At 42.5% G+C, this 14,046-nt stretch carries 11 protein-coding genes; 7 read left to right on the top strand and 4 right to left on the bottom strand.

The features are described from left to right. The first annotated feature begins 107 nt into the window (after nucleotides 1–107). From A4G16_RS10565 to A4G16_RS10550, 4 genes are all read left to right on the top strand, one after another. Nucleotides 108–392 (top strand): hypothetical protein, encoded by a 285-nt coding sequence (locus A4G16_RS10565; RefSeq protein ID WP_165889814.1) that lies wholly within the window; start codon nucleotides 108–110, stop codon nucleotides 390–392. A 103-nt stretch (nucleotides 393–495) separates the two neighbouring features. Then, on the top strand, nucleotides 496–1,539 hold the full coding sequence (locus A4G16_RS10560) for a Gfo/Idh/MocA family oxidoreductase (RefSeq protein WP_165889813.1): 1,044 nt from the start codon (nucleotides 496–498) through the stop codon (nucleotides 1,537–1,539). Between the two features lie 103 nt (nucleotides 1,540–1,642). Continuing rightward, entirely contained in the window at nucleotides 1,643–2,587 is a 945-nt protein-coding gene (rfaD, locus tag A4G16_RS10555) for an ADP-glyceromanno-heptose 6-epimerase (RefSeq protein ID WP_165889812.1), read from the top strand. A gap of 35 nt (nucleotides 2,588–2,622) precedes the next feature. Next, complete coding sequence (locus tag A4G16_RS10550) at nucleotides 2,623–2,853, top strand: PTS transporter subunit EIIB (RefSeq protein WP_165889811.1); 231 nt, start codon at nucleotides 2,623–2,625, stop codon at nucleotides 2,851–2,853. 47 nt (nucleotides 2,854–2,900) lie between these two features. Here the strand turns inward: A4G16_RS10550 and A4G16_RS10545 are convergent, their stop codons facing one another. Continuing rightward, nucleotides 2,901–3,728, bottom strand: a complete 828-nt coding sequence (locus A4G16_RS10545) for a MurR/RpiR family transcriptional regulator (protein ID WP_165889810.1) — start codon at nucleotides 3,726–3,728, stop codon at nucleotides 2,901–2,903. A gap of 273 nt (nucleotides 3,729–4,001) precedes the next feature. After that, nucleotides 4,002–5,918, bottom strand: a complete 1,917-nt coding sequence (locus A4G16_RS10540; RefSeq protein ID WP_165889809.1) for a bifunctional 5-dehydro-2-deoxygluconokinase/5-dehydro-2-deoxyphosphogluconate aldolase — start codon at nucleotides 5,916–5,918, stop codon at nucleotides 4,002–4,004. Between the two features lie 268 nt (nucleotides 5,919–6,186). Between A4G16_RS10540 and iolD the strand changes: the two genes are divergently transcribed. The 3 genes from iolD to iolG all read left to right on the top strand — a co-directional run bounded on the left by iolD (nucleotide 6,187) and on the right by iolG (nucleotide 10,284). Then, nucleotides 6,187–8,121 (top strand): 3D-(3,5/4)-trihydroxycyclohexane-1,2-dione acylhydrolase (decyclizing), encoded by a 1,935-nt coding sequence (gene iolD, locus A4G16_RS10535; protein ID WP_165889808.1) that lies wholly within the window; start codon nucleotides 6,187–6,189, stop codon nucleotides 8,119–8,121. Between the two features lie 254 nt (nucleotides 8,122–8,375). Beyond that, nucleotides 8,376–9,272 carry a myo-inosose-2 dehydratase gene (iolE, locus tag A4G16_RS10530; RefSeq protein WP_165889807.1) on the top strand — a complete coding sequence of 299 codons (897 nt, stop codon included), beginning with the start codon at nucleotides 8,376–8,378 and terminating at the stop codon, nucleotides 9,270–9,272. 1 nt (nucleotide 9,273) lies between these two features. Further along, the gene (gene iolG / locus A4G16_RS10525) at nucleotides 9,274–10,284 is read left to right on the top strand and encodes an inositol 2-dehydrogenase (protein ID WP_165889806.1); all 1,011 of its coding nucleotides are present in this window, start codon (nucleotides 9,274–9,276) and stop codon (nucleotides 10,282–10,284) included. A 40-nt stretch (nucleotides 10,285–10,324) separates the two neighbouring features. Here iolG and citC read toward each other — a convergent pair whose 3' ends face one another. Next, entirely contained in the window at nucleotides 10,325–11,347 is a 1,023-nt protein-coding gene (gene citC, locus A4G16_RS10520; RefSeq protein ID WP_165889805.1) for a [citrate (pro-3S)-lyase] ligase, read from the bottom strand. A gap of 57 nt (nucleotides 11,348–11,404) precedes the next feature. Continuing rightward, on the bottom strand, nucleotides 11,405–14,017 hold the full coding sequence (gene acnB, locus A4G16_RS10515) for a bifunctional aconitate hydratase 2/2-methylisocitrate dehydratase (RefSeq protein ID WP_165889804.1): 2,613 nt from the start codon (nucleotides 14,015–14,017) through the stop codon (nucleotides 11,405–11,407). Nucleotides 14,018–14,046 lie beyond the last annotated feature (29 nt).

Raw genomic sequence — 14,046 nt, 5'->3', positions numbered from 1 at the left:
AGGTAGAACCACTTAAAACTTTTCGAACATCACTTAATATGTATAGTCAAACCTAGGAAAATCCATCATATACTGTCTTTTTTATTCATTTTATTAAGGAGAAACATATGCGTTATTGGTTAATGAGTTTAAGCATACTATTAAGTGGCTGTGTTGTACCGGTTGCTCCAACAGATCAAGCCGGTATCCCTATGCCGATTATAATTGGAGTCTCGGATCAAATTGATTCCAGAGCGGTTCACATTTGTACTCTAAAGCCATTTACTCGGGAATATCGTAGTGAACATAGTAGCCGAGGTAGAGCTAAATTAAATGTACAAAAGCAATGTCTTGCAAACCATAGTGACATATTTTGCGAAGAAAAAGATATTGTTTGCAAAGCCTATTATTAGTGAAACAAGCGGTCGCATTTAATCCATTTTTTGCAAAATTTTCCTAAAATCTGACCGCTTGTTTATTTAGGCAAACAACATAAAAATTTTATGAGGATTTTCTATGCAACCTATCAATATTGCCATCTCTGGAGCAGGTTATTCCAGCCGTGTTTTTCACATTCCGTTTTTCAAACAAGATCCTCGTTTTTATGTACGCAAGGTGTATGAACGAAGCGGTAATAATGCGGCACAATGGCTACCCAATGTAGAAACTGTACGAGAATTTTCCGCACTTTTAACCCCAGAAATTGATTTAGTCGTAATTACCACGCCGAATCAAACCCATTATACAATGGTGAAAGAGGCACTTTTAGCGGATAAGCACGTTTTAGTAGAAAAGCCACTGGTAGCAAGTTCAATAGAAGCTATCGAATTGGCCGAATTGGCAAAAAAACAAGGCAAAGTCCTTTATGTATACCAAAATCGCCGCTGGGATAGCCATATTGCCACCGCAAAAGCGATTATGCAGCAGGGGTTGTTAGGTGAGCTAGTGGATTGTGAAATTCGTTTTGATCGCTATGCCAAAGAGAAAAATGCGAAAGCTTGGAAAGAGGCTGGAGATAAAGGGACGGGCTTAGTCTATGACTTAGGCGTGCATTTAATTGACCAAACACTTTATTTATTCGGCAAACCACAAGCGGTATATGCAGATATCCGCTATCAGCACGAAGGTGCATTGGTGGATGATAATTTCGATATTCAGCTCTACTACGCTAACGGTTTTAAAATGGTGCTAAAAGCCAGTAAATATGCCCGTGAACCAAGCACAACCTTTGTTTTACATGGAAAACTCGGCTCTTATCTGAAACAAAATGCGGATAACCAAGAAGATTTATTAAAAAATGGCACTATTCCAAAAGGGAATTGGAATATAGAGGCAGAAACACAATGGGGTATTTTGCATACAGAAGTAAATGGCGATGTTGTTCGTCAGCCTTATCCCAATACGAAAGCAAGTTATCAAGATTTACTTGATAACTTATATGATTGTATCAGCCATAATGCAGAGTCGATAGTGAAATTAGATGAGGTAATATGGGTACTGAAAATTATTGAATCAGCATTTGAAAGTGCTAAATTGGGACAGAAAGTTTATCTATCATAACTTTTCTTTTATCTCATATAGGAAATCTAATTTCCTAAACATTTGCAAATTCAAAACGATAAAACGATAATAACCACAATTTAACTAAAAAAGGATAAAAAATATGATTATTGTAACCGGTGGTGCCGGTATGATCGGCAGCAATATTATTAAAGCATTAAATAAAATTGGTCGTAAAGACATTTTAGTAGTAGATAATCTAAAAAATGGTGAAAAATTTATCAATTTAGTCGATTTAGATATTGCAGACTATTGCGATAAAGAAGATTTCATTGCTGCTATTATTGCAGGAGATAACTTTAGTTACATTGATGCTATTTTCCACCAAGGTGCTTGTTCAGCAACTACTGAATGGGATGGGAAATATCTAATGCAAAATAACTACGAATATTCAAAAGATTTATTACATTTCTGTTTAGATCGCCAAATTCCGTTTTTCTACGCATCAAGTGCTGCAACCTATGGCGGACGTTCCGATAACTTTATCGAAAAACGTGAATTTGAAAGACCATTAAATGCTTATGGCTACTCGAAATTCTTATTTGATGAATATGTACGCCGTGTTTTACCCGAAGCTTATTCTCCGGTATGTGGTTTTAAATATTTCAATGTATATGGCCCACGAGAGCAACATAAAGGCTCAATGGCAAGCGTTGCATTCCACCTAAACAACCAAATGTTAAAAGGAGAAAATCCGAAATTATTCGCTGGCTCTGAGCAATTCCTACGTGATTTCGTCTACGTTGAAGATGTGGCAAAAGTGAACTTATGGGCTTGGGAAAATAATGTATCGGGTATTTTCAACCTTGGAACAGGTAAAGCAGAATCTTTTGAAGAAGTCGCCAACGCAGTTATTAAATACCATGGCAGAGGAAAAATTGAAACAATCCCATTCCCTGAACATTTAAAATCTCGCTATCAAACATTTACCCAAGCAGATCTAACCAATCTCCGTGCTGCAGGTTATAAAGATACATTCAAAACCGTTGCACAAGGGACAGCAGAATATATGGAATGGTTAAATCAATCCATAAACAGAAATTCCTAAATAAATTTCCAACAATTTATACCACAGGGGAATATATGACTGATATTAACAAAATTCTAGAAGCTCTCGGCAACAAAGAAAATATTAAACAGGTAGAAGCATGTTTAACTCGTTTAAGAGTTGTATTACATAATAACCGATTATTAAATAAATCAATGTTGAAAAAACTTGGAGCTGTAGATGTGGTTAAAGTCGCTGATACGCAACAAATTATTTTTGGTACAAAATCAGCACAATACCGTGATGAAATTAAAGCCCTATTATAAATAGACTATCTCTGTCATCAATAATAGACCTCTAAGAGGTCTATTATTTAAGCTTTTTTCAAAGCTAGCGACACCGCAATAGTCTGTGCCAATGTCATCGTCGCACATTGGGAGCGGAAACCACTAACTTGTGCCTCTTTGATAATAAAAGACACATCACTAAACGATAGCAATGGGCTGAGCTGGCTGTCAGTAATCGCAATATGCTTCACTCCTGTTCTTGCTGTTGCACTTACAACATTTAATGTCTCATTAGCATAAGGAGAAAAGCTGATTGCAATAACAGCATCACCTTCTCGAATACGCCCCAGCTGTTCATCAAACATCCCTCCGGAACCATCAATCATAAAAACATCATAATCTAAGTGATGTAAAGCATAATTGAGATAATTAGCAATGCTGAATGAACGCTTTAATCCAACAATAAAAATCCGCTTAGCACTATTTAAAATTTCTACTGTTTGTTCTAATTGTTCTGAACTCACCTGACTGGTAAGTTGCTGTAAGGCTTGCATATTGCCTTGTACAAAAACATCTAAAATATGATTTAATGTACCATCTGAAGAATTTTCATCTGGCTCAATTTGTCGGAACAACTGTACTCGCTCAGCATAGCGAGATGTATTTTCCATCATATCCTGACGAAAAAGCTGCTTTATCTCATTAAAACCGCTAAATCCAAAGGCATTGGCAAAACGTATTAAGGTAGAGGGTGGCACATTTGCCCTATCAGCAATAGTTGAAACAGTGTCAAAAACAACACTATTGCCGTTATCTAATACATACTGAGCAACTTGTTTTAATCTCTTACTGAGTCCATCATATTGCTTACGAATTTCTTCTTGAAAATGGGCAAGTTGGGTAGGTTCATGCATTTCAATATTCCTATAGTCGATATTTTTATTTCATTATACTCTTTTCTAATTGCAAACAGATCACTTTTTGGGATAAAAGGCTATCTAAAAAGATTAGCCTTAGCTCAAACTTAAAAGCTATTTTGCAGCTTAGCTTTTTCAATTAGCTCTTTTTGCCCGATATTCCCTATTTTTGGAAAATTCGGGCATCAAGCGGTCAATTTTTTCTGATTTTTTGCAAAATAAAACCCCTTGTATGCAAGGGGTTTCAAACATGTTGAGAAATGTTAGCACTTAACGTTGTTGCCACAAATCAATCAGAATGCGGTATTTTTCAGACACGGCACTGATGAGCGCATTATCGTCTAACTGACCGGCAAGCCACTGTTCGGACGGCGTGCCGAAAATGGTTCTACCCACCGCAAAGCCTTTAACTTTTTCACAGCCTTTTGCCTGTCTAAAGACATCTTTGAACACATCAAGCGGTGCATCTAAACCTAAAATCACGATACCACGGCAGTCTGGGTCGTTGGCATCAATGGTGGCTGAAATTGCTTGCCATTGTGCAGTAGACACGCCCGGTAATTTCCACCACTCCGGTTTGATGCCGAGTTGGTAGAAATGTGTAATCGCTTCGTTGTAGTAATGCTCGTCTTGCGGCATATCGGCTGGCAGAATGATCTCTAACAGTAGTTCGTGTCCTGTACGGCAGCACGCTTGGTACACCTCTTTTAACTTGCGATCTTGGCGGGCTTTTAAACCGCTTTCATCAGTTGGGTGGTAGAACGCTAAGCATTTAATGACGTGATCACGGGGGAAAGCAGAAAGCTGTGTGCCTAAATCGCCGTATTCCAATTCGAGTGGACGAGAAGCCGGTTCTTCAATCGGGCGGGCAATCCAATAATTTTTACCCGTGATCTCATTCAGTGCATCTTGACCGAAAGTCGTATCCGCCAAAATCCCTGCTTGGTTCTGTGGAAGCCCTGCTGCCTCTGCGGTCTGCTCCATCGCTTGTAACAGAAGCTGTTTGAGCTTTGGTAAACGTGCCACGTCTGCACCGACTTTATTTGCCATATCCACCAGCTGTTTACGGTGATCGAACGCAAAAATGCAGAGATTTTCCCACGATTTTTTGCGGGTTGTCACACGGTGTAAGTGGTTCAAACGTTCGTCTAAATCCGGACGTGGCACACTTGCCGCACGGGTTAAGTAGTCGTCTAACTCACGTTTGGTCGGCATCGCTGGCGAACAGCCGTGGCGAGAAACCACCAACGCACCGCAGGCATTCGCATAACGGCAGGCTTGTTCCCAACCTTCATTATTTAAGTAGCCACGCAGTAAACCTGACATAAACGCATCGCCTGCGCCTAGTACGTTTAGAACTTCAACACGCACGCCGTACACATTCAAGCCACCATCTAAATCGTTCGGCAATTCACCTTCAAATACCGAACAGCCCAATGCACCACGTTTGCACACTAGCACCGCATTTGAGACTTTACGCACATTTTTCAATGCGGTGAGGGTGTCCGTTGAGCCACCTGCTATGTGGAACTCTTCTTCCGTACCGACAATCAGATCAAAATGGTGTAACACTTCTTGCAGAGATTTTGTCACTTCTACACTGTCGATATAACGGGTTTCGCCATCGCCAAGTGAAGTCAGCCCCCAAAGCACTGGACGGTAGTCTATATCCAACGCACGTTTTACTTCATTTCTGCCCGCATATTGCAACGCCGTCAGCACCGCTTCACGGGTTTTCGGGTTGGATAAGTGCGTGCCGGTGATAGCCAATGCACGGCTGGAAGCGATATAGGCTTCGCTAAAATCGTCTTTGGTGATTGCTATATCCGCACAGTTATCACGGTAGAAAACCAGCGGAAAAGTCTCTTTATCTTTAATCCCTAAAATCACCAGTGCGGTCAAACGCTCTTTATCGGTAATCAGGTGACTGGTGTCTACTCCGACACTTTGCAGCTCTTCGCGTAGAAAACGCCCCATATGTTCATCACCCACACGTGCCAACATCGACGAACGTAGGCCTTGCACCGCGGTGCCGTATGCCACGTTGCCTGATGAGCCGCCGAGATATTTAGAGAATGTGCTCATATCTTCTAAGCGAGAGCCGATTTGCTGCCCATAAAAATCGACAGCAACGCGCCCTAAACAGATAAGATCAAGAGGACGATCTTGATGATTTACAGTAGCCATAATCGCTCCTTGCAGTGAATTTGTTGAAAATCGTCATTCATTATACAAAATGAAACATTCATTTCAATTTGAATTATATTGAAATTTTCAATTATGTGACTTAGTTCGCAAATTTACACAAAACTTCCCTATTTTTTAGAAATCCAATAGCTAACCCAATTTTTTTCGACTATGATTATGGCATAAATGAAACAAATTTTTCATTTGAAAATTTTTAGTGAAAAGACACCGCTTGTAAACCACCACTATTCATCACGCAGAGGTTTTTATGCAAACTACTCGATTAACTGTCGCACAGGCTCTTGTTCAGTTTTTGGATAATCAATATATTGAAGTTGATGGTAAAGAGATCAAATTTGTTCACGGCGTAGCGGCCATTTTTGGCCACGGCAACGTGTTAGGAATCGGGCAAGCCTTGGCACAAAATGCCGGCGGGCTGACCTTATACCAAGGCAGAAACGAGCAAGGTATGGCACACTTAGCCATGGGTTTTGCGAAACAGAACCTGCGCCAAAAAATCATCGCGTGTACCTCGTCTGTCGGCCCGGGTGCAGCGAATATGGTAACTGCCGCCGCAACCGCAACCGCCAACCGCATTCCACTTCTCTTATTACCGGGTGATGTGTTTGCAACCCGCCAGCCTGACCCTGTGCTACAGCAAATCGAGCAATCTTACGATTTAAGCATCAGCACTAACGATGCCTTCCGTGCCGTCAGCAAATATTGGGATCGTGTACAACGCCCAGAACAGTTGATGAGTGCGTGTATCAATGCGTTCCGTGTTTTAACCGATCCAGCAGAAACCGGTGCAGTAACCATCGCATTACCACAAGATGTGCAAGCAGAGAGTTTTGACTTCCCGAACAGTTTCCTACAAAAACGCGTTCACCGTTTAGAGCGTAATCTACCGACTGAAGCGATGCTAAATGATGCTGTGAAGCTGATTACCGCCAAGAAAAAACCGCTGATCGTCTGCGGTGGCGGCGTGCGTTACTCACAAGCGGGTCAAATCCTGCAAAAATTTGCAAAACAGTTCGGTATTCCGTTTTCCGAAACCCAAGCAGGTAAAAGTGCGGTGGTTTCCGACTATGAATTGAACGTTGGCGGTGTTGGCGAAACCGGCTGTTTAGCGGCAAACCGCTTAGCGAAAGAAGCGGATTTAGTCATCGGTATCGGCACACGTTACACTGACTTTACCACTTCTTCGAAATGGATATTCCAACATCCGGACGTGCAGTTCTTAAATATCAACGTAGCACGTTTCGATGCCTATAAATTAGACGGTGTGCAAATTGTTGCCGATGCCAAAGCAACGCTTGAAGCGTTGATTACTAAGCTACCAAGCAACTATCAAGCACAATGGGGTAATGAAATTGCAACCGCCAAAGCGGACTTTGCGGAAGAAATCAAACGCTTGCGTGCAATCCAATATAGCCCGGATTTCATCCCTGAAATCAACGATAACTTAGATCACAAAGCAGTTCATAACGAATTTATCAAGCTGACCGGCTCACAATTAACACAATCACAAGTGCTTGGCATTGTGAACGAAACCATTGAAAACGATGGCATTATCGTCGCTGCCGCCGGTAGCTTACCGGGCGATTTACAACGTACTTGGTTGAGCAAAGGCGAAGAGACCTACCACCTTGAATACGGCTACTCCTGTATGGGCTATGAAGTGAGTGCGGCAGTGGGCGTGAAAATCGCCCGCCCTGAGCAAGAGGTGTACGCACTACTCGGCGATGGCTCTTACTTAATGGCGCACACTGAATTAGTCACTTCTATCCAAGAAGGCAAAAAAATCAACGTGGTGCTGTTCGACAATATGGCAAACGGCTGTATCAACAACCTGCAAATCGGCAACGGTATGGACAGCTTCGGTACGGAATTCCGTTTCCGCAACACCCAAAGCAACCAGCTCAACGGCGGTTTAGTGCCAATTGATTTCGCCAAAAACGCCGAAGCCTACGGTTGCAAAACTTACCGTGTGACAAACGAAGCCGAGCTGCGTGCAGCCCTTGCCGATGCGAAGAAACAGACAGTCTCCACTCTGATTGACATTAAAGTACTACCAAAAACCATGGCACACGGCTACGGCTGTTGGTGGCACGTGGGTGTGGCGGAAGTGTCGGAAAGCGAACGCATTCAACAGGCAAGAGCCAGATCGCAAGAGCAGTTAGCGAAGGCAAGAAAATACTAGTTATATAGCCCCTCTCCCTCCGAAAGCCTTTGGCTTTCTCCACCCTCTCCCCTTGAGGAGAGGGACAGTCGGTAGCCTCGTTTAGAGGCTATCGACAGGGAGAGGGGTAACAAGCGGTCAAATTTGCAAATTTTTTTACACAAACGCTTGCGTTTGAACATCGGCTTTTGCCGATGGCACGAAGTGCGAGCGAAGCGAGTAAATCTACCGCTTGTTACCAATTTATTTATCTCTAAACAAGACGAGGTTTCTCTATGAAAGCAGAAAACATTCAATTAGGTATCGCCCCTATCGGCTGGACAAACGATGACTTGCCTGAACTGGGTGCAGAAAACACCTTTGAACAATGTGTCAGCGAAATGGCATTGGCGGGCTACACCGGCTGCGAAGTGGGTAACAAATACCCGCGCGATGTGGAAGTGCTAAAACGCAAATTAGCGGTGCGTGGCATTCAAATCTGTAACGCGTGGTTCAGTACCTTCTTTGTGGACGGCAAACGCGAAGAAACCATCGCCGAGTTCATTAAACACCGTGATTTCTTACACGCCATGGGCGCAAAAGTGATCGGCTGTTCAGAGCAAAGCCGTAGTATTCAAGGCACGACCAAATCCGTCTTCAAAGAAAAACCGGTCTTTGATGATGCCGACTGGAAACGTATGGCAGAAGGCTATAACGAGCTGGCAAAACTGGCAGCGGAAAAAGGGATGAAAGTCTGCTTGCACCACCATATGGGCACAGGCATTCAAACCCCAGAAGAAGTCGATCGCTATATGGCGGAAGTAAATGATGATGTTTACCTGCTGTTCGATTCAGGTCACCTTTACTACTCTGAAGGCTGCCAAAAAGCGATGCTTGGCGTGTTAGAGAAATACATCGACCGCATCATTCACGTTCACTTAAAAGATGTGCGTGACGAAGTTGTCGCCGAAGTGAAAGCTAACGATTTGAGTTTCTTAGAAGGCGTGAAAAAAGGCACTTTCACCGTGCCGGGCGATGGCGTGATCGACTTCAAACCGATTTTCGAGATTCTCGAAAAACACGACTACAAAGGCTGGATGGTCGTCGAAGCCGAACAAGACCCAGCACTGGCTAACCCATTTGAATACGCCCTCAAAGGCAGAAAATATATCCGTGAAACCGCAGGAGTTTAAGATGTTAAAAGTAGGCATTATCGGCGCAGGTCGTATTGGTCGTGTGCATTCAGAAAGTATCAGCAAATATGTGAAAGGTGCGGAAATCAAAGCAATTTCTGATGTTCGCATTACTGACGAGCTAACCACTTGGGCAAAATCAATGGGCATTCCGCACGTTTATGACGACTACAAACAAATCCTGCAAGATCCGGAAATCGATGCGGTGTTAGTCTGCTCATCAACCAACACTCACGCACCAATCTCAATCGAAGCAGCACAGGCAGGCAAACACGTTTTCTGTGAAAAACCGGTCGATGCAGACCCGGCAAGAATTCACGAAGTGCTAGCTGCTGTCGAAAAAGCGGGCGTGAAATTCCAAGTCGGCTTCAACCGCCGTTTTGACCACAACTTCAAAGCGATTAAAGACCGTGTTGCCGCCGGCGACATCGGCGAACCACACGTTATTCGAGTCACCTCTCGTGACCCAGATGCACCACCAATTGAGTATGTCAAAGTCTCCGGCGGTATGTTCTTCGATATGACCATTCACGATTTCGATATGATTCGTTACTTATCTGGCAGTGAAGTAGAAGAAGTATTTGCCGTGGGAACTGTGTTAGTCAATCCTGAAATCGGCAAGGCTGGCGACATCGATACCGCCGTCATCACCCTCAAACTGGCAAATGGTGCAATCGGAGTGATCGACAACAGCCGTAAAGCTGCTTACGGCTACGACCAACGTGCCGAAGTATTCGGTTCAAAAGGGGCTATCCACATCACTAACGACACCGGCTCAACCGCAGTATTCTCTGGCGAAAACGGTGTGATTGCAGAAAAACCGAAATACTTCTTCTTAGAGCGTTATATGCAATCCTTCGCCGATGAAATCAGCTGCTTCGTGGATTCTGTCGTGAATGACAAACCAACGCTCGTAAACGGTAACGACGGCTTACAACCGGTCTTAATCGCCCTTGCCTCGAAAAAATCACTGGAAGAAAACCGCCCAGTTAAATTAAGCGAAGTGGTTTAATTTATACACTACTTGAATATTTCTACCTTATCCCCGTTGCTTAAAACGGGGATTTTTGTTTCAAAAATACCAATGTCGTCTCCGGCACAAGATGGATAAGCTCATCCCATGCCTGTGTTTGCCATAACTGACGAACACGAGAGGCAGAAATAGGCTGTGTCTCAATATATTTACGTTCAAATTCAACCACCTCAATTTTGGGTGTAGCCATATCGGCCTGTTGTAGCCAATAGTGCATCTTTTTATTATATTCCGCTGTTACTGCACAGAGAGGCTCCGTACCAATAAAGCGATGAGTAATATTTAACGCCGGAGCAATATATTGTCGGAAGAGACGTAAATCAATTTCTAAATAGGCTGCATCGACAATACAACTTTCTTTAATAAAATAATCAGGGAAGGTGGCGCGTGAAATAATGTAAGGTGAACTATTATGCAATGTAATATGATCGAGATCTTGAATGCCAAGTTTGACTAAATTAAACCGTTCTTGATAAGAAAAAACTGAAGCATTTTCTTCCACCACAAAAAGATGGAGATGATTACATTGTTCTAGTGCTTGTTCGATTAAATAACGATGTCCAAGTGTGAAAGGGTTAGCATTCAGCACAATCGAACCAATCTTTTCTCCTTGCACGCCTTTTTGCTGCCATTGTTGGCACTGCTTGTGTAATCGGGTGGCACTATTTTCCAGTAAAACCACATAAGGATAAGCAGAAGAAATGGGATAGAAACCGCAATGTTGAAATAGAGCTTCGTATTCGGGTTTAGTAAAAATAAACAATTCTGTGTATTGCTGCTCATAAGCAAGGTTTACTACTTCGGTAATTAATTTCAGTGCAATACCCTCACCACGACAAGTTTTGCTAATCGCAACACATTTAATGATATTTTTTGCTAAACCTGCACAAGCAATCAATTTTCTATCATCATTATAAACAAGAATAAACCATTCAATTTGCTCATCAAACTTGAGCTCATTTTCTGTTAAGAAAGCTAAAAGTGCTGTAATTTTTTTGCTGTTTTTCGCAACAAGCGAGAGATGAAAACGTTCAAAAACCATTGTGTGTCCTTATGATAAATCTAAACAAAAAGCTCTCTTTCGAGAGCTTTTAACATATTATTTGTACACCGCACTTTTGAAAATCACTTTATCTGCATGCACGGTATAACTTGGGATTTTGTCGAAGTTTAAGTAATTATAAATCTCTGCTTTATAATTATCCAAATCTGCTACATAGCTTTGATATTCTTTAGGTGTTGGTAATTTTCCTAAGATAGCAGCTACAGCTGCTAATTCTGCGGAAGCCAGATACACACGTGCACCTTGACCTAAACGGTTTGGGAAGTTACGAGTCGAGGTAGAAACAGCAGTGCATCCTGAACGTACACGGGCTTGGTTGCCCATACAAAGTGAGCAGCCTGGCATTTCAGTACGAGCGCCTGATCGACCATAAATGTTATAATAACCTTCTTCAGCAAGTTTTTGGGCATCCATTTTAGTTGGTGGCGCAAGCCATAAGCGAGTATTTAGTTCACTCTCCACTTTATTTAGAAGTTTACCTGCAGCACGGAAGTGTCCGATATTTGTCATACAAGATCCGATAAAGACTTCATCAACTTTATCTCCTTGTACTTCAGAAAGTAGACGAACATCATCCGGATCATTTGGCACGCAAAGAATAGGCTCTTTGATATCATTCATATCGATTTCTAATATCGCGGTATATTCAGCATCTACATCGGCTTCTAACATTTCAGGGTTTGCCAACCAGGCTTCCATGGCTTTTACTCGATTTTTGAGGGTTTGTGCATCACTATAACCATCGGCGATCATCGTTTTTAGTAACACCACATTTGAGCGTAAATATTCTTCAATCGAGGCTTGATTAAGTTTGATTGTACAAGCTGCCGCTGAGCGCTCTGCTGTTGCATCGGCAAGTTCAAAGGCTTGCTCAGCGGTTAAATCTTCCAGTCCTTCAATTTCTAAAATACGCCCTGAGAAGATATTTTTCTTATTCGCTTTTTCAACCGTTAATAAGCCCGCTTTAATGGCATAATATGGAATAGCGTGGACTAAATCACGCAAGGTAATACCTTGTTGTAAGGTACCTTTAAAACGTATTAATACCGATTCTGGCATATCTAACGGCATCATTCCCGTTGCTGCCGCAAAGGCAACTAAGCCGGAACCGGCAGGGAATGAAATACCAATTGGGAAACGAGTATGAGAGTCGCCACCGGTACCGACGGTAAATGGTAATAGCATACGGTTTAGCCAAGAGTGGATTACGCCGTCGCCAGCTCGTAAGCCTACACCACCACGTTCGGTAAAGAATGCAGGCAGCGTTTGGTGGATAATTACATCACTTGGTTTTGGGTATGGTGCGGTATGACACAAGGATTGCATCACTAACGGCGCAGAGAATTTTAGGCAAGCCAAGTCTTTCAATTCATCACGAGTCATTGTCCCCGTGGTATCTTGTGAGCCGACAGAAGTCATTGCAGGTTCACAATATTGTCCCGGGCGAACACCTTTTACACCACAGGCTTTACCTACCATTTTTTGGGCAAGGGTATAGCCTTTACCACTATCTGCCACTTGAGCAGCTTTAACGAAAACATCGCTTTCACCAAGTCCTAATTCTGCACGGGCTTTCGCAGTCAGGCTTCGACCAATAATCAATGGAATACGACCGCCAGCTTGCACTTCATCTAGTAAGCCTGCAGTTTTATATTGGAAAGTGGTGATCACCTCATTAGTGTCGTGTTTACAGATTTTTCCGTCAAAAGGATAAAGATCGATCACATCGCCCATATTTAACGAAGTTACGTCTAACTCAATTGGTAGCGCACCTGAATCTTCTGCGGTATTAAAGAAAATCGGGGCAATTTTACTACCAAAAACAAAACCGCCTGTGCGTTTGTTTGGTAAGAATGGAATATCTATCCCTATATGCCATAACACTGAGTTCGTAGCGGATTTGCGTGATGAGCCTGTTCCAACAACATCACCCACATAAACAAGCGGAAAACCTTTTTCTTTTAATGCAGCAAGCTGTTTAAGTGGACCACGGACACCTACCTCATCCGGTTCAATACCCTCACGTGGCATTTTCAGCATAGCGTTAGCATGGAGTGGAATATCTGAACGGCACCAAGCATCTTGTGCCGGAGATAAGTCATCAGTATTGGTTTCACCAACGACTTTAAAGACCGTTAAGGTAACTTTTTCCGCTAATTTCGGACGTGATGTAAACCATTCTGCCTCTGCCCAAGATAGGAGGACTTGCCTTGCAAAAATATTACCTTCCTTAGCTAACATAGCAACATCGTTAAAACTATCAAATACTAATAAAGTTTTACTGAGTGCCGCTACCGCAAGCGGTGCAATTTTCTTATTTTTTAGCAAATCAACTAAAGGTTTTACATTATAGCCCCCTCCCATTGTTCCTAATAGTTCGGTAGCCCGTTCTGCCGAAATTAACGTACAAAATATTTCACCTTTTGCTAGGCTTTCCAGAAATTCTGCTTTTATTTTTGCAGCTTCATCCACACCAGCAGGAACACGGTTCTCAAATAAAGCGATAAGCTCTGCTTCTTTACCTTGAGGAGGATTTTGTAATAAGGCAATTAAGTTTGAGGTTTGCGTTACATCTAAGGCTTTTGGCAAAATACCTAATGCTGCACGTTCTTCGACGTGAATTTGATAATCTGCTAATAAATTAGACATGGCCTTCACTCCGTTATAGAATTAAAAAA

This window comes from Mannheimia granulomatis (assembly GCF_011455695.1).
GTDB classification, from domain to species: Bacteria; Pseudomonadota; Gammaproteobacteria; order Enterobacterales; family Pasteurellaceae; genus Mannheimia; species Mannheimia granulomatis_A.
This window is presented reverse-complemented; position numbering and strand designations above follow the sequence as displayed.

What these genes read in the sequence shown, in the direction of transcription:
- A4G16_RS10565 (WP_165889814.1), top strand. Translation starts at nt 108, where the DNA reads ATGCGTTATTGGTTAATGAGTTTAAGCATACTATTAAGTGGCTGTGTT.
- A4G16_RS10560 (WP_165889813.1), top strand. Translation starts at nt 496, where the DNA reads ATGCAACCTATCAATATTGCCATCTCTGGAGCAGGTTATTCCAGCCGT.
- rfaD (WP_165889812.1), top strand. Translation starts at nt 1,643, where the DNA reads ATGATTATTGTAACCGGTGGTGCCGGTATGATCGGCAGCAATATTATT.
- A4G16_RS10550 (WP_165889811.1), top strand. Translation starts at nt 2,623, where the DNA reads ATGACTGATATTAACAAAATTCTAGAAGCTCTCGGCAACAAAGAAAAT.
- A4G16_RS10545 (WP_165889810.1), bottom strand. Translation starts at nt 3,728, where the DNA reads ATGCATGAACCTACCCAACTTGCCCATTTTCAAGAAGAAATTCGTAAG.
- A4G16_RS10540 (WP_165889809.1), bottom strand. Translation starts at nt 5,918, where the DNA reads ATGGCTACTGTAAATCATCAAGATCGTCCTCTTGATCTTATCTGTTTA.
- iolD (WP_165889808.1), top strand. Translation starts at nt 6,187, where the DNA reads ATGCAAACTACTCGATTAACTGTCGCACAGGCTCTTGTTCAGTTTTTG.
- iolE (WP_165889807.1), top strand. Translation starts at nt 8,376, where the DNA reads ATGAAAGCAGAAAACATTCAATTAGGTATCGCCCCTATCGGCTGGACA.
- iolG (WP_165889806.1), top strand. Translation starts at nt 9,274, where the DNA reads ATGTTAAAAGTAGGCATTATCGGCGCAGGTCGTATTGGTCGTGTGCAT.
- citC (WP_165889805.1), bottom strand. Translation starts at nt 11,347, where the DNA reads ATGGTTTTTGAACGTTTTCATCTCTCGCTTGTTGCGAAAAACAGCAAA.
- acnB (WP_165889804.1), bottom strand. Translation starts at nt 14,017, where the DNA reads ATGTCTAATTTATTAGCAGATTATCAAATTCACGTCGAAGAACGTGCA.